Annotated in this window: 17 protein-coding genes; 16 read left to right on the top strand and 1 reads right to left on the bottom strand. The window is 59.8% G+C overall.

The features are described from left to right. The first annotated feature begins 7 nt into the window (after window positions 1–7). The 16 genes from ACA066_RS03160 to ACA066_RS03085 all read left to right on the top strand — a co-directional run bounded on the left by ACA066_RS03160 (window position 8) and on the right by ACA066_RS03085 (window position 18,707). Window positions 8–1,954: a methyl-accepting chemotaxis protein gene (locus ACA066_RS03160; RefSeq protein WP_497698088.1), complete on the top strand. Its 1,947-nt coding sequence runs from the start codon at window positions 8–10 to the stop codon at window positions 1,952–1,954. 215 nt (window positions 1,955–2,169) lie between these two features. Continuing rightward, window positions 2,170–3,909: a protein-disulfide reductase DsbD gene (locus tag ACA066_RS03155; RefSeq protein WP_497698087.1), complete on the top strand. Its 1,740-nt coding sequence runs from the start codon at window positions 2,170–2,172 to the stop codon at window positions 3,907–3,909. A 131-nt stretch (window positions 3,910–4,040) separates the two neighbouring features. Continuing rightward, on the top strand, window positions 4,041–4,493 hold the full coding sequence (gene aroQ / locus ACA066_RS03150) for a type II 3-dehydroquinate dehydratase (RefSeq protein ID WP_033059577.1): 453 nt from the start codon (window positions 4,041–4,043) through the stop codon (window positions 4,491–4,493). Between the two features lie 46 nt (window positions 4,494–4,539). Further along, a complete protein-coding gene (gene accB, locus ACA066_RS03145; protein ID WP_007947648.1) occupies window positions 4,540–5,004 on the top strand; it encodes an acetyl-CoA carboxylase biotin carboxyl carrier protein in 465 nt (154 codons plus the stop codon). A gap of 17 nt (window positions 5,005–5,021) precedes the next feature. Then, window positions 5,022–6,380, top strand: a complete 1,359-nt coding sequence (accC, locus tag ACA066_RS03140; RefSeq protein WP_497698086.1) for an acetyl-CoA carboxylase biotin carboxylase subunit — start codon at window positions 5,022–5,024, stop codon at window positions 6,378–6,380. A 157-nt stretch (window positions 6,381–6,537) separates the two neighbouring features. Then, on the top strand, window positions 6,538–6,903 hold the full coding sequence (locus ACA066_RS03135; RefSeq protein WP_497698085.1) for an AlbA family DNA-binding domain-containing protein: 366 nt from the start codon (window positions 6,538–6,540) through the stop codon (window positions 6,901–6,903). Then, entirely contained in the window at window positions 6,836–7,252 is a 417-nt protein-coding gene (locus ACA066_RS03130) for a hypothetical protein (protein WP_497698084.1), read from the top strand. The genes ACA066_RS03135 and ACA066_RS03130 overlap by 68 nt, the downstream gene beginning before the upstream one ends. After that, a complete protein-coding gene (locus tag ACA066_RS03125; RefSeq protein ID WP_497698083.1) occupies window positions 7,203–8,033 on the top strand; it encodes a Fic family protein in 831 nt (276 codons plus the stop codon). Before ACA066_RS03130 ends, ACA066_RS03125 begins: the two co-directional genes overlap by 50 nt. Window positions 8,034–8,378: 345 nt before the next feature. Further along, window positions 8,379–9,257, top strand: coding sequence for a 50S ribosomal protein L11 methyltransferase (gene prmA / locus ACA066_RS03120; protein ID WP_497698082.1), 879 nt, complete (start codon window positions 8,379–8,381; stop codon window positions 9,255–9,257). Between the two features lie 30 nt (window positions 9,258–9,287). After that, window positions 9,288–10,517 carry a DUF3426 domain-containing protein gene (locus tag ACA066_RS03115; protein WP_497698081.1) on the top strand — a complete coding sequence of 410 codons (1,230 nt, stop codon included), beginning with the start codon at window positions 9,288–9,290 and terminating at the stop codon, window positions 10,515–10,517. A 185-nt stretch (window positions 10,518–10,702) separates the two neighbouring features. Continuing rightward, window positions 10,703–11,713, top strand: a complete 1,011-nt coding sequence (gene dusB / locus ACA066_RS03110; RefSeq protein WP_497698080.1) for a tRNA dihydrouridine synthase DusB — start codon at window positions 10,703–10,705, stop codon at window positions 11,711–11,713. Further along, window positions 11,710–12,030: a DNA-binding transcriptional regulator Fis gene (gene fis / locus ACA066_RS03105; protein ID WP_007907419.1), complete on the top strand. Its 321-nt coding sequence runs from the start codon at window positions 11,710–11,712 to the stop codon at window positions 12,028–12,030. Before dusB ends, fis begins: the two co-directional genes overlap by 4 nt. An 81-nt stretch (window positions 12,031–12,111) precedes the next feature. Then, window positions 12,112–13,719: a bifunctional phosphoribosylaminoimidazolecarboxamide formyltransferase/IMP cyclohydrolase gene (gene purH, locus ACA066_RS03100; RefSeq protein ID WP_150712352.1), complete on the top strand. Its 1,608-nt coding sequence runs from the start codon at window positions 12,112–12,114 to the stop codon at window positions 13,717–13,719. Window positions 13,720–13,873: 154 nt separating this feature from the next. Further along, window positions 13,874–15,169, top strand: a complete 1,296-nt coding sequence (gene purD, locus ACA066_RS03095; protein ID WP_017336336.1) for a phosphoribosylamine--glycine ligase — start codon at window positions 13,874–13,876, stop codon at window positions 15,167–15,169. A gap of 99 nt (window positions 15,170–15,268) precedes the next feature. Continuing rightward, window positions 15,269–18,046: a hybrid sensor histidine kinase/response regulator gene (locus ACA066_RS03090; RefSeq protein WP_497698079.1), complete on the top strand. Its 2,778-nt coding sequence runs from the start codon at window positions 15,269–15,271 to the stop codon at window positions 18,044–18,046. Between the two features lie 64 nt (window positions 18,047–18,110). Then, the gene (locus tag ACA066_RS03085; RefSeq protein ID WP_017336334.1) at window positions 18,111–18,707 is read left to right on the top strand and encodes a MarC family protein; all 597 of its coding nucleotides are present in this window, start codon (window positions 18,111–18,113) and stop codon (window positions 18,705–18,707) included. Window positions 18,708–18,760: 53 nt separating this feature from the next. On the opposite strand, the gene ACA066_RS03080 is transcribed toward ACA066_RS03085, so the two are convergent. Then, window positions 18,761–19,558, bottom strand: a complete 798-nt coding sequence (locus tag ACA066_RS03080) for a hypothetical protein (protein ID WP_497698078.1) — start codon at window positions 19,556–19,558, stop codon at window positions 18,761–18,763. Window positions 19,559–19,765: the final 207 nt, after the last annotated feature.

Raw genomic sequence — 19,765 nt, 5'->3', positions numbered from 1 at the left:
TCCCGCGATGCGCCTGAAGCTGCTGACCAATCTCAACACCCTCCTTTTAGTTGCCGTGTGCGTGGCCCTCGGCGCTACGCTCTGGTGGTCGCAAAAAGCCCTGGAACGCCCGTATTTGTTGATGGAACGCTACCTGGGGTTGTCCCAGCAATTTCAAAATGAAGTGGCGCGCAACGTTGAGGATTACCTCGCCAGCGGTGATGCCTTGCGCCTGAGCAGCGCCAGCCAGGCCATCGACGCGCTGCAAAAAGAACTCGGTGAATTGCCGCCGGCATTGGCCGACACCTTGCGCCCCAGCCTGACCAACCTGGATGAGTTCAGCAAAACCGACCTGCTGGCCGCCGGCAAACTCGCGGGCGACCCGCAAGCACTGTTGTTGCAAGCCGAACGCGAGCTCGGTGCCAGCCTCGATCAGCTCAGCCAGTACGCCAGCGATAACGCGACTTATCTGACGCCTCTGCTCACTGCATCCCAACACCTGGGCAAACTGTCGCTGGCCCGGGACAAACTGGTCAGCAGCGGTCGCAGCGAACTGGCGGCGGATGTTGAGCGCGAAGTCACCAACATCCGCGCTCAGGCTGAACGTCTGAATGCCCTGCCGCTACTCGGCGTGGCCAGTAAAAGTGAATCGGGCACCGATGATTTCGCCGCGATGATGGGCCTGGAGAACACCGAAAAAGCCGTGGCCGAAGATGCTGGCGTCGGGCTCAAACGCGAACTCAACAGCCTGCTGACCCGCTATCCCGCGGAGCTTGTGCGCACCCGTGAGCAGATCCAGAAACGTGCCGACCTAAGCGCCGCGACGCACCTGAAAATCGCTGCGGTGCAACAGGCCATCGCCGGACTGGAACCGGTGGTCCGCGCCCAGCACGGGCAGATCCAGAGCGAAGTGCGGCTGATGCAAGGCGTGATGATCGGCCTGATCCTGCTGATCGCGTTGCTCATCGACACCCTGCAACGACGCCTCGCCCGGACGCTGACCAACCTCGCACCGGCGCTTTCGACCTGGGCCGAGGGCGACTTCAGCCGGGACATTGAATTGGGCAAGACCAATCGCGAGCTGCATGACATTCAAGCCTCGCTCAACCGTCTGCGCGCCTACCTCGTCGATCTGGTGGGGACCATTCGCCTTAACGCCGAACAGGTCGCCGGCAGCAGTCGCACCCTGGCCGAATTGAGCAATGACCTGCACAGCGGCGCCGAGCATCAGGCGGGTGACACGGCGCTCATCCGTGATTCTCTCAGCGAACTGGAAGCGACCATTCAACAAGTGGCCGGTGATGCCAGCCAGGCCGCCGACGCCAGCCGCCATGCCGGGCTGGCGGTGGAACATGGGCAAAAAGTCATCGGTTTGAGCCTCACCGGGCTGCACGCACTTGTCGATGAAGTGCAAGGCAATGCACAGATGATTGAACACCTGGCCTCGGAATCGGCCACCATCGGCGGCGTGCTGACGGTGATTCGCTCGATTGCCGACCAGACCAACCTGCTGGCGCTGAACGCCGCCATTGAAGCGGCCCGCGCCGGGGAAATGGGTCGCGGTTTTGCCGTCGTGGCTGAAGAGGTTCGCTCACTGGCGCAACGCACCGCTGGCGCCACGGCCGAAATTCAGACCTTGATCGCCGGGTTGCAAACGGCGGCGCAGCAATCGGTGGAAGGTATGCGCGCGCAGGTCGAGCATGCTGAAGCAACAGCCAATCAGGCCCAGGCCGCTGACGGCGCGCTGGATAAAATCGTCGGGGCGATCCAGACCATTTCCGACACCGCCGTGCGCATCGCCGATGTCACGGCTCAGCAGAGCGGCGCTGTCAGCGAGATCCGTGATCACAGTGAGAGGATTCACCAGTTGGGTGGGGATAACCTGCTGCGCATCGGTGAGGGACGTGAGCAAGGGGAGCATTTGTTGGTGCTGGGTGGGCGGTTACATACTGCCGTCCAAGCCTTCCGCGTCTGATTTGTGGCGAGGGGGCTTGCCCCCGTTGGCTCGCGAAGCGGGCCCATTACCAGCGACCTCATTCAACCTGACAAACCGCGTGCCCTGAATAACGGTCGCTACGCAACCGAACGGGGCGATGCGGCGTTCCGACAAGCCCCCTCGCCACAAAAGCTCATCGGCACACCTCAACACTGTCCGCTATCATGCCCTCACCTCCGATACGCGAGATTGTCATGCGCCGTTTGCTTTGCCTGCTGCTTTTTGTCCTCGCCCTGCCGGCCAACGCCGACGGGTTGCTGGAGAGTCGGCCAAGCGCCACGCTGGGCTCGATCAACAACAGCGCCGACTTTCTGCCGGTGCGCGAAGCCTTTCAGCTCAGTCTGGTAGAAAGCACGCCGCAATCGATAAAGCTGCGTTTCATCGCCACCGAGGGTTACTACCTCTACCGCCATCGCTTTCAGTTTCGCGCCGATCCCGCCGATGTCGCGCTCGGCACGGCGCAATTGCCCAAGGGTGAACAAAAGCATGATGAATACTTTGGCGATGTCGAGGTTTACCACGGGATTCTCGATGTAGAACTGCCACGCACCGATCAACGCGCCTTTACCCTCGCCGTGACCTATCAGGGCTGTGCCGATAGAGGCCTGTGTTATCCGCCTGAAACCGAACGCCTGAGTATCGATGGCAGCAGCGGTGCAACCACGAGTTGGAGCTGGCGGGAGCTGGCGCTGTTCTTCCTCGCCGGCCTGGGCCTGACGTTCACCCCTTGCGTGTTGCCCATGTTGCCGATCCTGTCCGGCGTGGTGTTGCGCGGCCAGGTCGGTGGCTTGCGCGGCTTCAATCTGTCTCTCGCGTATGTGCTGCCGATGGCCGCCTGCTTCGCTCTGCTCGGTGCGTTGATGGGGATGTTTGGCGCGCAGCTCAACCTTCAGGCGCGGCTGCAATCGGCATGGGTGCTGGTGCCGTTCGCGATGTTTTTTGCCGTGTTTGCCCTGGCGATGTTCGGCGTCTTCGAACTCAAGTTGCCGCAGGCGATTAGCAGCCGACTGGACCGCATCGCAGGTCGCACCAAAGGCGGCTCGTTGTGGGGTGCGGCGGTGCTGGGCGTGGTTTCCAGTCTGTTGGTTTCGCCCTGCGTCTCGGCACCGCTGGCCGGCGCGTTGCTGTACATCAGCGCCAGTGGCGATGCGCTGGGCGGCGGGCTGAAGTTGTTCATGCTCGGCCTCGGCATGGGCGCCCCGCTATTGTTGGTGGCCACCGGCGGTGCAGCCTGGCTACCGAAAAGCGGGCCGTGGCTGGTCTACGTGAAAAACGCGATTGGCGTTTTGTTGCTGGGGCTGGCGATCGGTCTGCTCAGTCGGGTTTTGCCGGGTCAGATCACCTTGCTGCTGATCGGCTTGCTGGCCGGTGGCGTCGGTTTGTTCATGGGCGCGCTGGAGTTCGTCTACAAACCTCCGCGAAAACGTGTGGGCCAGTTGCTCGGAATGTTCCTGCTGTTTTATGCGCTGGCGTGTTGGTACGGCGCCTTCAGTGGCCAGACTGATCCGCTCAATCCAATCGGACAGCCGCGCATCGTTAGCGGCAACGAGCAGCCGCAATCCACTAGCGACTGGCAAACCATCACCACCCCGGCCGAGCTGGATCGCGTTCTCGCCGAGGCCAGATCGTCCAGCACCCCACTGCTGCTCGACTGGTACGCCGACTGGTGCATCAGCTGCAAAGTCATCGAGCACGAAGTGCTCAACAACACCCGCGTCGTCGAACGCCTCAAGGGCTATCGGCTGATCCGCTTCGACATCACCGACAGCAACGCCGAACAACGTGCGCTGCTCGACCGCTACAAACTGTTCGGCCCACCGGCGCTGATGTTTTTCGGCAAGGACGGCGTTGAACGCACCGATGTGCGTGTGATCGGCGAGATCAACGCTGAGGACTTCGCCGAACGTGTCGCTAAAGCAAATGACCGGATTTAATCACCCGGTCACATATTTCGCGCAAACATCGGCCATCGTGCTGGCTATTGCATAGAACTGGACAGTCACAAAGGCTTTGCGGCATAGTCGCCGGGTTCTGACAAATGCACACGGATAACAAGGAACAGCAGATGGCGACGCTATTGGTTCTGCACGGCCCCAACCTGAACATGCTCGGCACCCGCGAACCGGGCACCTATGGCGCTACGACACTGGCGCAGATCAACCAGGACCTGGAACGCCGCGCTCGTGAAGCCGGCCATCATTTGCTGCACCTGCAAAGCAACGCCGAGTACGAATTGATCGACCGCATCCACGCTGCCCGCAGCGAAGGTGTGGACTTCATTCTGATCAACCCAGCAGCTTTTACGCACACAAGTGTCGCATTACGTGACGCGCTGCTGGCGGTGAGCATCCCATTCATCGAAGTGCATTTGTCTAACGTGCACAAACGCGAACCTTTCCGCCATCACTCTTACTTCTCCGACGTTGCGGTGGGAGTGATCTGCGGCCTTGGCGCCAGCGGTTATCGACTGGCCCTGGAGGCCGCCCTAGAGCAGCTTGAAAGACCGGCAACAGCTTGAACAACAAGCGTAACGCCCCTGACCGACCCTTGGGAGTTGATGATTCATGGATATCCGTAAAGTTAAGAAACTGATCGAATTGCTGGAAGAGTCCGGCATCGACGAGCTCGAGATCAAGGAAGGCGAAGAGTCCGTACGCATCAGCCGCCATAGCAAGACCCCGGCTCAGCAGTACTACGCACCGGCTCCAATGCACGCTCCGGCTCCAGCGCCTGTCGCTGCTGCTCCGGTTGCCGCCGCTGCCGCTCCAGCTGCTCCAGCCGCCCCTGTCCTGAACGGCACCGTTGCCCGTTCGCCGATGGTCGGCACCTTCTATCGCAAGTCTTCCCCAAGCTCGCCGTCCTTCGTTGAAGTCGGCCAGACCGTGAAGAAAGGCGACACCCTGTGCATCGTCGAAGCCATGAAGATGATGAACCACATCGAAGCTGAAACCAGCGGTGTGATCGAATCCATCCTCGTCGAAGACGGCCAGCCGGTTGAGTACGACCAACCGCTGTTCACCATCGTTTGAACCGCGGAGAAACTTTGATGACTGCGAAGTTGGAAAAAGTTCTGATCGCCAACCGCGGTGAGATCGCACTGCGGATTCTGCGTGCCTGCAAAGAGATGGGCATCAAGACCGTCGCCGTTTACTCCAAGGCCGACAAAGAGCTGATGCACCTGGGCCTGGCAGACGAATCCGTCTGCATCGGTCCGGCCTCGGCCGCCCACTCTTACCTGCACATCCCGGCCATCATCGCCGCGGCTGAAGTGACCGGCGCCACCGCCATTCACCCAGGCTACGGTTTCCTTGCGGAAAACGCTGATTTCGCTGAGCAGGTCGAGAACTCCGGCTTCGCCTTCATTGGCCCGAAAGCCGATACCATTCGCCTGATGGGCGACAAGGTTTCGGCCAAGCACGCCATGATCGCGGCCGGCGTTCCAACCGTTCCGGGTTCCGACGGCCCGCTGCCGGAAGACGAAGAAACCGCTCTGCGCATCGGTCGCGAAGTCGGTTACCCGGTGATCATCAAAGCCGCTGGCGGCGGTGGTGGTCGCGGCATGCGCGTTGTGCATAAAGAAGAAGACCTGATCTCCTCGGCGAAACTGACCCGCTCCGAAGCTGGCGCGGCGTTCGGCAACCCGATGGTCTACCTGGAAAAATTCCTGACCAACCCACGTCACGTGGAAGTTCAGGTACTTTCCGACGGCCAGGGCCACGCCATCCATCTGGGCGACCGCGATTGCTCGCTGCAACGTCGTCACCAGAAGGTTCTCGAAGAAGCGCCGGCACCGGGCATCGACGAGAAAGCACGGGCTGAAGTCCTCGCACGCTGCGTTAAAGCCTGCATCGACATCAACTACCGTGGCGCGGGCACTTTCGAGTTCCTGTACGAGAACGGCGCGTTCTATTTCATCGAAATGAACACCCGCGTTCAGGTTGAGCACCCGGTTTCGGAAATGGTCACCGGCATCGACATCGTCAAGGAGATGCTCAGCATCGCCGCTGGCAACAAATTGTCGTACACCCAGGAAGACGTCGTTATCCGCGGCCACGCGCTGGAATGCCGGATCAATGCCGAAGACCCGAAAACCTTCATGCCGAGCCCAGGTACGGTCAAGCATTTCCACGCTCCAGGCGGCAACGGCGTTCGCGTCGATTCGCACCTGTACAGCGGTTATGCCGTTCCGCCGAACTACGATTCGTTGATTGGCAAGCTGATCACCTACGGCGCAACCCGTGACGAAGCCATGGCGCGCATGCGCAATGCGCTGGACGAAATCGTGGTCGACGGGATCAAGACCAACATCCCGCTGCACCGCGACCTTACCCGCGATGAAGGCTTCTGCAAAGGTGGAGTCAACATCCACTACCTGGAACACAAGCTGGCTGGCGACAAGCACTAGTCTGTAATCCGGATCAACAAAGCCGCTTTCGAGCGGCTTTGTTGTTTCTGAAGGTTTCATCCATTCCCGCTGGGGTTTATCTGACAGTCACTGGCCTATCCGGGCTGGCTATAATCGCCCTCTAATCAGCGCAACGCCGACGAACCAGAGCCCGCCCATGCCTGAAAAGCTACCCATCAATCTCAACGACCTCCTGCGCCAGCGAACAGTCGAGGGCGAGCGGATCGAATACAAAACGGGCTGGAACCCTGACCCGATCATTCGCACGCTCTGCGCCTTCGCCAACGACTTTGAAAACCTGGGCGGTGGTTATGTGGTGATTGGGCAGGATTGCGATCCCAACGGTCAGCCAATCTTTCCTCCGCGAGGCCTTGCCGATCAGGAGCTCGACAGGATTCAGCTCGAACTGCTGGCGGCTTGCCAATCCAGTTCAGCCAGCCTTTCCCGTGCTGAGCGTGGAAAAGTTCGAAGGTCGCAAGCTGATCGTACTGTGGGCACCGGGCGGGCAAAATCGCCCATATAAAGCCCCGGCAGCGGTGACAGCCAACCATCGGAGCCTGCATTACTACATCCGCCGCTACAGCAGCACAGTGGAAGCCAAGGGTGAAACCGAACAGGAGCTCTTGAGTCTTGCTGCCAAGGTACCTTTCGATGATCGCTTCCATCTGGGAGCCCGTGTCATCGACCTGTCCAAACCACTGATGCAAAACTTCCTGCAAGAGATTGGCAGCGCCCTGGCAGAAGATGCTGACAACCTGACTATCGAAAATGAACGTCGTGGGTGGCCCAGCCGAATCGCCGTGGCCCAAGAATGTGGGCCTGATGCTCTTCAGCAACACGCCAGAACAATTCTTTCCCGGTACGCAGATTGACGTGCTGTGGTTTCCCGAAGGTCCTGGTGGCGACCGCTTTGACGAAAAAATCTTTAAAGGCCCTCTGGCAAATATGACTCGCGAGGCTCTGGCCTACATCCAGCGTAACTACTTGCATCAAACGGTTATCAAACACCCAGACCGGGCCGAGGCAACAAGGATCTGGAACTTCCCTTACGCGGCGATTGAAGAGGCGTTGGTCAACGCCGTGTATCACCGCTCCTATGAGGAGCGCGAACCGATCGAGGTCCGCATCAGCCAGGAAGAGCTGGTGATTTTGAGCTTCCCGGGCCCCGACCGCTCAATCCGCATGGAAGACCTGCGAGCCGGTCGCGCCGTGAGCCGCCGCTACCGCAACCGACGAATTGGGGAATTCTTGAAAGAACTGGACCTGACCGAAGGCCGCTCGACCGGGATCCCAAAAATTCTCAAGGTCATGGCTGCCAATGGTTCGCCCGCGCCGCTATTTGAAACCGACGACGAGCGGATTTCGTATGTCGTGCGACTGCCCGCACACCCCCAATCGCAGAGCTCTGATGCAACGACCATGGAAGTCACCATGGAAGTCGCTTCGCTGCTGAAGGTCATTGATGGCGACATGAGCAGGCAACAACTTCAGACCTCCATGAACCTGAAAAACGCCGACCACTTCCGCAAGGCTTACATACTGCCGGCTATCGATGCCGGAGCCCTTGAAATGACGCTACCCGAACAACCCAACAGCCGCCTGCAACGCTATCGCCTGACGAACAAAGGTCTGCAATGGCTCAAAGCCCAATAATGCAAGGAATCAGCATTAAGGTGTGAGCAGATCAAAAAAGCCGCTTTCGAGCGGCTTTGTTGTTTCTGGAGATTGCTGAACACAAAACCCTTGTGGCGAGGGAGCTTGCTCCCGCTCGGTTGCGCAGCAACCGCAAAACCATTCAACAAGGTTGTATCAGACAGATCCGACTTTGCCATTTTGGGACCGCTTCGCGCTCCAGCGGGAGCAAGCTCCCTCGCCACAGGTCATCCGTTTTCGCCTGGCCCCAGCCTACCCGGTCGTCTTCTGCGTCGCGCTCGCGTAAACTTGCGCGCTTCTCGCAGCCCGCTAGGCTGCAATCAATACTTTTCAAAGGTGCCCGCCATGCCTTGGCTGCAAGTCCGTCTCGCCATCAGCCCAGAACAAGCCGAAACCTACGAAGACGCTTTCCTTGAAGTGGGCGCCGTGTCGGTGACCTTCATGGACGCCGAAGATCAGCCGATCTTCGAGCCGGAACTCAACACCACGCCGCTGTGGTCGCACACTCACCTGCTGGCCCTGTTCGAAGGTGGCACCGAAGCTGCCAGCGTACTGGCGCATCTGGAGCTGCTGACCGGCAGCCCGCTGCCCGAGCATCACAGCGAAGTCATCGAAGACCAGGACTGGGAACGCACCTGGATGGACGATTTCCAGCCCATGCGCTTCGGTCAACGCCTGTGGATCGTTCCAAGCTGGCACGCTGCCCCTGAACCCGACGCCGTGAACATTCTGCTGGATCCGGGCCTCGCATTCGGCACCGGCACGCACCCGACCACCGCGCTGTGCCTGGAATGGCTCGACGGTCAGGACCTGAAAGACTGCAACGTGCTGGACTTCGGTTGCGGTTCGGGGATCCTGGCGATTGCCGCCCTGCTGCTGGGTGCCAAACAAGCCGTCGGCACCGACATCGACGTGCAGGCGCTGGAAGCCTCTCGCGACAACGCCGGGCGCAACAACATCGCCGAAGACCTGTTCCCGCTGTATCTGCCGGAGGACCTGCCGCAGGTTCAGGCGGACGTGCTGGTGGCCAACATTCTCGCCGGCCCGCTGGTGTCCCTGGCGCCGCAACTGTCCAGCCTGGTCAAGCCGGGTGGCCGTCTGGCTCTGTCGGGCATTCTTGCCGAACAAGGCGACGAGGTTGCCAACGCCTACGCCCAGGACTTCGATCTGGACCCGATCGCCAATCGCGATGGCTGGGTGCGCATCACTGGCCGTCGGCGCTAGAATGAGCGCCTGCATAATCCGGATCGCCGCATGACCGACAGCTTCGTCACTCAGTGCCCGCATTGCCAAACCAGCTTCCGCGTCAGCCATGCTCAATTGAGCGTGGCCCGTGGGGTGGTTCGTTGCGGCTCGTGCCTGCAAGTGTTCAACGCCGCCAAGCAGTTGCTTGAGCAGGCAGGCAAGGAAGCGGTCACGCCGGTTGCTCCGGCCATCGTCGAGACAGCCGAGCCAGAACCACGGGCCATCAGCCAGAAGCAGTGGTCTGCCGCTGAACTGGACCTGGACAGCCTGGATCTGGACGAAGAACTCGCCCGGCTCGAACAACGGGAAATCCAGCCGACCACGGAATTCGGTCGGCACCGCGAAGACAACCTGAGCGCTCGCCGCGATAGCGCCGAGCCCGATGAAGAGCCTTGGTCCGACAGCCTGTTCAGCGAATCGGCCGCCGATCGCGCGCAGGCGGCCGAAACCACTGTCACACCTGAACCGATGATCGAGACGGGCATACTCTCGCGCACCGAACCTTCGCTGTCCCTGGAATCGGTAGACCTGGACGACAAAGAGCCACCGCAACTGCGCCTGAACGACCCACTCGACGCCCCGCTTCATCACGAACGCCTGTCAGCGGCCGACACCATTGACAAGTTCGACGACGACCTGCCCTCGATCGAACCCTTGCGCAAGCGTCGCGAACGCAGCGAGCCGGCGATGCGTGCCGAGGTTCTCCAAGACCTGACCGACGACCCGCTGCAACTCGATTGGCAGAAACGCCGATCACCCTGGGGTCGACGCTTTCTCTGGTTGCTGCTAATTCTGCTCGGTGCAGGCGCTCTCGTCGGCCAGTACATCGCCTACCACTTCGACGAACTGGCGCGTCAGGATCAGTACCGCCCGTGGTTCCAGCAGTTGTGCCCACAAATCGGCTGCACCGTGCCGTCCAAAGTCGACATCGCGAAAATCAAGAGCAGCAACCTGGTGGTGCGCAGCCACCCGGATTTCAATGGCGCGCTGGTGGTCGACGCGATCATCTACAACCGCGCGCCGTTCTCCCAGCCCTTCCCGCTGCTGGAATTGCGCTTTGCCGACCTCAACGGCCACCTGATCGCCAGCCGTCGCTTCAAACCCGGCGAGTACCTCAACGGCGACCTCGAAGGCATGGCGGAAATGCCGCCGCAAACGCCGATCCACATCGCCCTGGATATCCTCGACCCAGGCGCCAAAGCCGTGAACTACAGCCTGAGCTTCCACTCGCCTGAGTGAAACGGTTCAGTGCTACGGGTTTGACGGCACATTTCTGACAGCGACCGCTCATACCAAACTGCTGGCGATAACAGAATAACTGTTCAGATTTTGTTCAATTCAGCCTTTATCCAGTCATCGAGAGCGGGTATCATGCCAACCCTTTTTCGAACTCTCATGATCCGGCCCCACAACTGGAAAGTCCTATGTCGGCGGTACGCATCGGTCCATACACATTGCACAACGGCTTGATTCTCGCCCCCATGGCGGGTGTCACCGACCAGCCCTTTCGTCAGCTGTGCAAGCGACTGGGCGCAGGGCTTGTAGTCTCGGAAATGGTCACCAGCGACATGAGCTTGTGGAACACCCGCAAATCGCGGATGCGCATGATCCACGAAGGTGATCCCGAGCCACGCTCGGTCCAGATCGCCGGGGGTGATGCACAGATGCTGGCGGATGCGGCCCGGGCCAACGTCGAACTGGGCGCACAGATTATTGACATCAACATGGGCTGTCCGGCGAAGAAGGTCTGCAACAAGGCCGCCGGTTCCGCCCTGTTGAAAGATGAGGCATTGGTGACCGAGATTCTGCAGGCCGTAGTGGCTGCGGTTGATGTGCCGGTCACCTTGAAGATCCGTACCGGCTGGGACCGGGACAACAAGAATGGTCTGACGGTGGCGAAGATCGCCGAGCAGGCAGGCATTACGGCGTTGGCGGTCCATGGCCGCACCCGTGCCGACCTGTACACCGGTGAAGCCGAGTACGACACCATTGCCGCGATCAAGCAGGCGGTGTCGATGCCGGTCTTCGCCAATGGCGACATCGATTCACCGGAGAAGGCCCGATACGTGCTCGAGGCGACCGGTGCCGATGGATTGCTGGTTGGACGGGCTGCCCAGGGGCGGCCATGGATTTTTCGCGAGATCGACCATTTCCTGCGTACCGGCGAGAAACTCCCGGCGCTGGAACTGATCGAGGTGGAACGCATTCTGCTAGAGCATCTGGCTGCGCTGCACGTCTTCTATGGAGATGTCATGGGCGTACGCATTGCTCGAAAGCATGTGGGCTGGTATCTCGCAACCCTGCCGGGCGCCAGGGAGTTCCGCGCCCACTTCAATCGTTTGGAAGATACGGAAGCACAATGCGCCAACGTTCAGGGCTTCTTCGCCGAACGTTACAAGAGCCTGACAGGGGACGGAGAAGAGGTGGCCGCATGACGATGATGACCGAGACTTTAGTGAGTGGAACAACACCCGTGAGCGACAACGTGAATTTGAAACAGCACCTCAACACGCCGAGCGAAGAAGGTCAGACCCTTCGCGGGAGTGTCGAGAAGGCGCTGCACAATTATTTCGCCCACCTTGAGGGCGCTGCCGTCACGGATGTGTACAACCTGGTGCTCTCCGAAGTCGAGGCGCCCCTGCTCGAGTGCGTGATGAACTACGTCAAGGGCAACCAGACCAAGGCCAGCGAGCTGCTCGGACTGAACCGAGGCACCCTGCGCAAGAAACTCAAGCAGTACGATTTGCTGTAAGCATTCAATCAAACCAGAAAGGCGCCCGCGTAAAAACGGTCGCCTTTTTTGCTGACTCCTTTGCTTTTGATGGAAATTGAAATGACCGACCAGACTACCCGCCTGCCGATCCGCCGCGCCTTGATCAGCGTTTCCGACAAGACCGGGATCCTCGAATTCGCCAAAGAGCTTGAAGCCCTGGGCGTCGAGATCCTCTCCACCGGCGGAACGTTCAAGCTGCTGCGCGACAACGGTGTTGCCGCAGTGGAAGTCGCGGATTACACCGGTTTCGCAGAAATGATGGACGGTCGGGTGAAAACCCTGCACCCGAAAATCCACGGCGGGATCCTCGGTCGTCGCGGTATCGACGACGCCATCATGAACGAGCACGGCATCAAGCCGATCGATCTGGTTGCAGTCAACCTGTACCCGTTCGAAGCCACCATCAACAAGCCAGGCTGCGACCTGCCGACCGCGATCGAAAACATCGACATCGGCGGCCCGACCATGGTCCGTTCGGCAGCAAAAAACCATAAAGACGTGGCCATCGTGGTGAATGCCAGCGACTACGCCAGCGTCCTCGAAGGCCTGAAGGCCGGCGGCCTGACCTACGCTCAGCGTTTCGACCTGATGCTCAAGGCCTTCGAACACACCGCCGCCTACGACGGCATGATCGCCAACTACATGGGCACCGTGAACCAGGCCGCTGACACCCTCAGCACCGAAGGTCGCAGCGAATTCCCGCGCACCTTCAACAGCCAGTTCATCAAGGCTCAGGAAATGCGCTACGGCGAGAACCCGCACCAGAGCGCGGCGTTCTACGTGGAAGCCAAGCCTGCCGAAGTCGGCATCGCCACCGCGACCCAACTGCAAGGCAAGGAACTGTCGTACAACAACGTGGCCGACACCGACGCCGCGCTGGAATGCGTGAAGAGCTTCGTCAAGCCGGCCTGCGTGATCGTCAAGCACGCCAACCCGTGCGGCGTTGCCGTGAGCCCGGACGCCGAAGGCGGCATCCGTCAGGCATACGAACTGGCCTACGCCACCGACACCGAATCCGCATTCGGCGGCATCATCGCCTTCAACCGCGAGCTAGATGCTGAAACCGCCAAGGCCATCGTCGAGCGTCAGTTCGTCGAAGTGATCATCGCCCCAAGCGTCAGCGAAGAAGCCCGCGCCATCGTCGCAGCCAAAGCCAATGTGCGCCTGCTGGCCTGCGGCGAGTGGTCGGCTGACCGCGCCGCTGCCTGGGACTACAAACGCGTCAACGGCGGCCTGCTGGTGCAGAGCCGCGACATCGGCATGATCGGCGCCGATGACCTGAAAGTCGTGACCAAGCGTGCACCGACCGAACAGGAAATCCACGACCTGATCTTCGCCTGGAAAGTCGCCAAGTACGTTAAATCCAACGCCATCGTCTACGCCAAGAACCGTCAGACCATCGGTGTCGGCGCCGGCCAGATGAGCCGCGTGAACTCTGCCCGTATCGCTGCGATCAAGGCAGAACACGCCGGTTTGCAGGTCGCCGGCTCGGTCATGGCTTCCGATGCATTCTTCCCGTTCCGCGACGGTCTGGACAATGCGGCCAAGGTCGGCATCACGGCGGTGATCCAGCCAGGTGGCTCGATGCGTGACAACGAAGTGATTGCTGCCGCTGATGAAGCGGGCATTGCCATGGTCTTTACTGGCATGCGCCACTTCCGTCACTAAGCACAACGATCAACTGTGGGAGCTGGCCTGCCAGCGATAGCATCCCCTCGGTTTAGCTGATAAACCGAGTTGTTTGCATCGCCGGCAGGCCAGCTCCCACAGAAAAGCGCCCCTACGGCGCTCAACAGAATTAGCGTCATCCGAGGTTTCTGAAATGAATGTTTTGATCATTGGCAGCGGTGGCCGTGAACACGCCCTGGCCTGGAAAGTGGCTCAGGATCCGCGCGTGCAGAAGGTGTTCGTGGCTCCCGGCAACGCTGGCACCGCCATTGAAGCCAAGTGCGAAAACGTCGCTATCGATGTGCTGGCCCTCGAACAGTTGGCCGACTTCGCCGAGAAGAACGTTTCCCTGACCATCGTCGGCCCGGAAGTGCCACTGGTGGCGGGCGTCGTTGATCTGTTCCGTTCCCGTGGCCTGGATTGCTTCGGTCCGACCGCGGGCGCTGCCCAGCTGGAAGGCTCGAAAGCGTTCACCAAGGATTTCCTGGCACGTCACAAGATTCCGACAGCCGACTACCAGAACTTCACCGAAATCGAGCCAGCCCTGGCTTATCTGCGTGAAAAAGGCGCACCGATCGTGATCAAGGCCGACGGCCTGGCCGCCGGTAAAGGCGTGATCGTTGCCATGACACTGGCCGAAGCCGAAGACGCCGTGCGCGACATGCTCGCCGGCAACGCGTTCGGCGACGCCGGCTCGCGCGTGGTCATCGAAGAGTTCCTGGACGGCGAAGAAGCCAGCTTCATCGTCATGGTTGACGGCAAGAACGTATTGCCGATGGCCACCAGCCAGGACCACAAACGTGTTGGCGACGGCGATACCGGTCCGAACACCGGCGGCATGGGCGCTTACTCCCCGGCACCGGTTGTGACCAGCGAAGTGCACAAGCGCGTCATGGACCTGGTGATCTGGCCAACCGTGCGCGGCATGGCCGAAGAAGGCAACGTTTACACCGGTTTCCTCTATGCTGGCTTGATGATCGACAAGGCTGGTAACCCAAAAGTCATCGAATTCAACTGCCGCTTCGGCGACCCTGAGACCCAACCGGTTATGCTGCGTTTGCAGTCGAGCCTGGTGTTGCTGGTCGAAGCCGCCCTGGCGCAAGCTCTGGACAAGGTCGAAGCCCAGTGGGATCCACGTCCGAGCGTCGGCATTGTGCTGGCGGCAGGCGGTTATCCTGGCGACTACGCTAAAGGCGTCGCCATCAACGGTCTGGATGCAGCGGCCGCGCTGGAAGGCAAAGTCTTCCACGCCGGTACGGCACTGAAAGACGGTCAAGTGGTGACGGCCGGTGGTCGTGTGCTTTGCGCTACCGCCATGGGCGCCAGCGTCGACGCTGCTCAGCAGCAGGCTTACAGGCTGGCGGCGAAAATTGACTGGGAAGGCTGTTTCTATCGCAAGGACATTGGCTACCGCGCCATTGCCCGCGAGCGTGGCGAAAATCAGGAATAATCGATCCATTCGGTCGGGCAAGGGTTTCAGCCCCTTGCCGGACTATTCCGGCGCCGCGCATAGTTATATTCTGGCATCAACCTACGAAGGGATTTCGCCGTGCGCTGGCTCAGGATTGCCATAAGTTTCACAGTCACCTTGCTGACGTTGCTCTGCATGCTCCCGGCCCAGGCCGCGCAAGGCAGTGGTTGGGCGGTATTGCTCGACGAACAGGGCGACCTGCAACTGAGCGACATCCGTTCCGCTCGCTACACCAACCAATTCAGCCCCACCGAACTCGAACGCCTCACCGCGGCCGAGCCCGGCGGTGCGCTCTGGCTGCGCTTCAGGCTTTCACCTGGCAAGCACGAGCAATTACTGCGGGTGTTTGCACCCGACCTGTCACACCTCAATCTGTATGTGCTGGACGGCGACAAGCTGATTGATCAGTTGAACACCGGCACCGAACAGCCCCAGGGTGAACGGCCATTACCCAACAGCGACTTCATGTTGCCGTTGCCGCAAAGCGACAAACCCCTCGATGTTTACCTGCGCCTGGTTTCCGAACACCAGATGCGGCCCTACATCACCCTGCAATCAGCAATCATGACCGCGGCCAATCAGAGTCAGACGCTGATTTATGGCCTGCTGTTCGGCTGCATCGGCATGCTGGTCCTGCACAACCTGATTCGATACGCCTACACCCGGTCGCGCAGCAGCCTGTGGCTGGCGGGCTGTGAAGCGTTGCTGATGTTCAGCCTGGCGCTGCTGCTGAACCTCGCGGGACCGTGGTTACCGGACTGGCATTCGGTGCAGACACCGGGCGCCTACCTCGCCTTGCTGCTCACCGCACCGTGCGGGCTGATGCTTGCCTACCGCTTCTTCGCCCCGCTCGGCCCGCATCCGCTGAACAAACTGCTGCTCGGCGAAATCCTTCTCATCACCGTCTGCGGCCTGCTGTTGCTGTTCGTCAATACGCTGCCGCTGAACATCATCACCTACACGCTGGTCGCCCTGGCGGGCCTGACGATGTTGTTCGTCAGCGCCTGGCACTGGCAAAAAGGCTATCGCCCGGCACGGCTGTTCGTGGCAGCCATGGTGGTGTTCAACGCCGGCACGCTGATCATCCTGCCGGCCCTGCTGGGGCTGACGCTGATTGAACCGCAAGGCCTGATCATCGCCCTGCTGGTTTTCATCTGCATCAGCGGCCTGTTGATGAGTATTGCCCTGAGTGAACGCCAGCGCAGCATCACTGAAGACCGTTTCAGTGTCAGCCGCGACCTCGCCGCCAGCAACGCAGAGATCAACGCCAAGGCCGAATTCCTGGCGAAAATCAGCCACGAAATCCGTACTCCGATGAATGGCGTGCTGGGCATGACCGAGCTGCTGCTGGGCACACCGCTGTCGGTCAAGCAGCGCGACTACGTGCAAACCATCCACAGCGCCGGCAACGAACTGCTGACCCTGATCAACGAGATTCTCGACATCTCCAAACTCGAATCCGGGCAAATCGAGCTGGACGATGTGCAGTTCGATCTCAATGCGCTGATCGAAGATTGCCTGAGCATCTTCCGCGCCAAGGCCGAACAGCAGAACGTCGAACTGATCAGCTTTATCCAGCCGCAAGTGCCGCGTGTCATCAGCGGTGACCCGACGCGACTGCGCCAGACCTTGTTGAGCCTGCTGGAAAACGCCCTGAAGAAAACCGACGAAGGCGAGATCCTGATCGTCGTCGCCCTCGATGAACGCAGCGCCAAACCACGACTGCGCATTGCCGTGCAGGACAGCGGCGAACCGATGGACGCCGAAGAGCGCGACGCGCTGATGCACGCCGAACTGCACAGCAAGAACTACCTCTCGGCGACGCGACTGGGCGGCAACCTCGGGCTGGTGATTGCCCGCCAGTTGATTCGTTTGATGCAAGGCGAATTCGGCGTCAAAAGCGGCGCCAACCAGGGCAGCACCTTGTGGCTGACCTTGCCCCTGGACCCTGACCGCCTCGAACACCCGACCTCCGACCTCGACGGCCCGCTGCAGGGTGCGCGGGTGCTGGTGGTGGACGACAACGACACCTGCCGCAAAGTGCTGGTGCAACAGTGCAGCGCCTGGGGGCTGAATGTCAGCGCGGTACCGTCCGGCAAGGAGGCGTTGGCGCTACTGCGTACCAAGGCGCACCTGCGCGATTACTTCGACGTGGTCCTGCTCGACCAGAACATGCCCGGCATGACCGGCATGCAACTGGCGGCCAAGATCAAGGAAGACCCGAGCCTCAACCACGACATCCTGCTGATCATGCTCACCGGCATCAGCAATGCGCCGAGCAAGATCATCGCGCGCAACTCCGGGATCAAGCGCATCCTCGCCAAACCGGTGGCCGGCTACACCCTCAAGACCACGCTGGCGGATGAACTGAACCAGCGCAACAAGGGCCTCGCCGTTTCGCCGCACCTGCCCACGGGCCCGACCCTGCCGGTCAAGGTGCCCAGCGATTTCCGCATTCTGGTCGCCGAAGACAACAGCATTTCGACCAAGGTGATTCGCGGCATGCTGGGCAAACTCAACCTGCAACCGGACACCGCCAGCAATGGCGAAGAAGCCTTGCAGGCAATGAAGGCCCTGCGTTACGACCTGGTACTGATGGATTGCGAAATGCCGATCCTCGACGGGTTCTCGGCCACCCAGCAATTGCGTGCCTGGGAAGTCGGCAACCAGCGGATTCGCACCCCGGTCGTGGCGTTGACCGCACACATCCTCGCCGAACATAAAGAGCGTGCGCGCCAGGCTGGCATGGACGGGCACATGGCCAAGCCGGTCGAGCTGTCGCAGTTGCGCGAACTGATCGAGCATTGGGTAGCCCAGCGCGATCAACAGAACCGGGCGACGGCTCAAACGTCCTGAGCCGACAGACCCGGCGACGCCTGATAGACTCCCCCACGACTTCCCTCGCCAGTGAGCTTGCCCCATGCTCCATGTGTTGTTCAGCGTTTACCTGAAGATGCTGGTGCTCTATAGCCCGTTCTTCGTGTTGTCCTGCTTCATCAGCCTGACCCGCGGTTATTCACGCAAGGAACAACGTCGGCTGGCGTGGAAAGTGGCGACAGCCACGCTGGTGTCCAGCGTCTTGCTGTACCTGTTCGGGCGGGTCATTTTCAACGTGTTCGGCATCACGGTGGACGCGTTCCGCATCGGCGCCGGCAGCGTGCTGTTCATCTCGGCGCTCGGCATGGCGCAAGGCAAGTCAGCGGTCCAGACCGACAACGTGCAGCAGGACGTCACCATTGTGCCGCTGACCATCCCTCTGACGGTCGGCCCCGGCACCATCGGTGCGTTGCTGGTGATGGGTGTGAGCCAGCCGCACTGGGACGACAAACTCACCGCCATCCTCAGCATTGCCCTGGCCAGTTTCACGGTGGGTGTGGTGCTTTATCTGTCGAACCGCATCGAACGGATTCTTGGCGACCAGGGGCTGCAGATTGTCAGCCGGTTGATGGGGTTGTTTGTGTGTGCACTGGCTGCACAGATCATTTTCACAGGGGTGAAGGGTTATCTGGTGCCCTGACGGCAGCGATGACCAGAAGCCAGAGGCGTGAAGCCTCTGGCAACCGACATGATTTAAACCGGCGAAAACTCCATGAACACAGCTTCTCTGAGAGCGTCGAGGAACTTGATGGCCTCAGCTTCTTTCCTCAAGTCCTCTTCGTGAATGGTAAAGAGTGCTTTGCCTCGATAGATCTCGACATCAGAACTGTTCCATTCGACAAAAATAACTTTTGTATTGTTGGCCGATGTGTCGTAGCGCACCGTGCCTACCGCCATCGTGACTTCAGCTTCATCGTCCTGCTTGCAAACGGAAACACCAAAGTTTGCGCCACTGGCTTCAATGGCATGACGTTCGAACAGTTTGACCGCATCGGGCTGTTTCTTTAGCGCCTCGATGGTTTTTTCCGCTACAACTTTCAATGCACTCCCAGCGGGGCCCGCCACGCCACCGACAGCGGAGTAAACAATATCCAGCGCTACATTATCCATCGTCAACTTTGAGGTAGTGGACCTGTAGTGAGTAAAGGCACTGTGGTATTCGGTCCAGCCCATGGCGAACATCAATTTCTTGAAGGCTTCGTAACGGGCGACTTTATCAACTTTATTTGGAAACAGCAGCCTTGAGGCAATATCGGCATAAGCGTATGTATTTTTTACGATGCGCTTGTTACGCCGTGACATCCCCTCCAGAAAGCCAACGATACCGCTGCCCATGATCGCAGCATTCAATTCATCCCGATCAATGGGTAACTGCACGACCGCTGCCGAACGCGACTGAATCTTTGGACCGATCAGCTTTAATTTAGCCTGGCACTCTTCAAGGCACTGATCGAAATAGGCACTCAATTCAACTTCATTCATTTTATTCATTTGAAAATCCATTTAATTTAAATATAGAGCGACCCGAACCAGGCCACTCGCTAAAACTTATCGCACTCAACTAACACTTTCAACACCATAAATAATCAGAAACACCAAAACAAACAGAAAGCAGCAACAAAACCGCAACAACTCAAAATAATACAAACAACTCAATACGCATTCAAAACCAAATGAACGCGCACACTTCAGCATCTA

This window comes from Pseudomonas sp. LBUM1651, from assembly GCF_059716135.1.
This window is presented reverse-complemented; position numbering and strand designations above follow the sequence as displayed.

What these genes read in the sequence shown, in the direction of transcription:
- ACA066_RS03160 (WP_497698088.1), top strand. Translation starts at nt 8, where the DNA reads ATGCGCCTGAAGCTGCTGACCAATCTCAACACCCTCCTTTTAGTTGCC.
- ACA066_RS03155 (WP_497698087.1), top strand. Translation starts at nt 2,170, where the DNA reads ATGCGCCGTTTGCTTTGCCTGCTGCTTTTTGTCCTCGCCCTGCCGGCC.
- aroQ (WP_033059577.1), top strand. Translation starts at nt 4,041, where the DNA reads ATGGCGACGCTATTGGTTCTGCACGGCCCCAACCTGAACATGCTCGGC.
- accB (WP_007947648.1), top strand. Translation starts at nt 4,540, where the DNA reads ATGGATATCCGTAAAGTTAAGAAACTGATCGAATTGCTGGAAGAGTCC.
- accC (WP_497698086.1), top strand. Translation starts at nt 5,022, where the DNA reads ATGACTGCGAAGTTGGAAAAAGTTCTGATCGCCAACCGCGGTGAGATC.
- ACA066_RS03135 (WP_497698085.1), top strand. Translation starts at nt 6,538, where the DNA reads ATGCCTGAAAAGCTACCCATCAATCTCAACGACCTCCTGCGCCAGCGA.
- ACA066_RS03125 (WP_497698083.1), top strand. Translation starts at nt 7,203, where the DNA reads ATGCTCTTCAGCAACACGCCAGAACAATTCTTTCCCGGTACGCAGATT.
- prmA (WP_497698082.1), top strand. Translation starts at nt 8,379, where the DNA reads ATGCCTTGGCTGCAAGTCCGTCTCGCCATCAGCCCAGAACAAGCCGAA.
- ACA066_RS03115 (WP_497698081.1), top strand. Translation starts at nt 9,288, where the DNA reads ATGACCGACAGCTTCGTCACTCAGTGCCCGCATTGCCAAACCAGCTTC.
- dusB (WP_497698080.1), top strand. Translation starts at nt 10,703, where the DNA reads ATGTCGGCGGTACGCATCGGTCCATACACATTGCACAACGGCTTGATT.
- fis (WP_007907419.1), top strand. Translation starts at nt 11,710, where the DNA reads ATGACGATGATGACCGAGACTTTAGTGAGTGGAACAACACCCGTGAGC.
- purH (WP_150712352.1), top strand. Translation starts at nt 12,112, where the DNA reads ATGACCGACCAGACTACCCGCCTGCCGATCCGCCGCGCCTTGATCAGC.
- purD (WP_017336336.1), top strand. Translation starts at nt 13,874, where the DNA reads ATGAATGTTTTGATCATTGGCAGCGGTGGCCGTGAACACGCCCTGGCC.
- ACA066_RS03085 (WP_017336334.1), top strand. Translation starts at nt 18,111, where the DNA reads ATGCTCCATGTGTTGTTCAGCGTTTACCTGAAGATGCTGGTGCTCTAT.
- ACA066_RS03080 (WP_497698078.1), bottom strand. Translation starts at nt 19,558, where the DNA reads ATGAATAAAATGAATGAAGTTGAATTGAGTGCCTATTTCGATCAGTGC.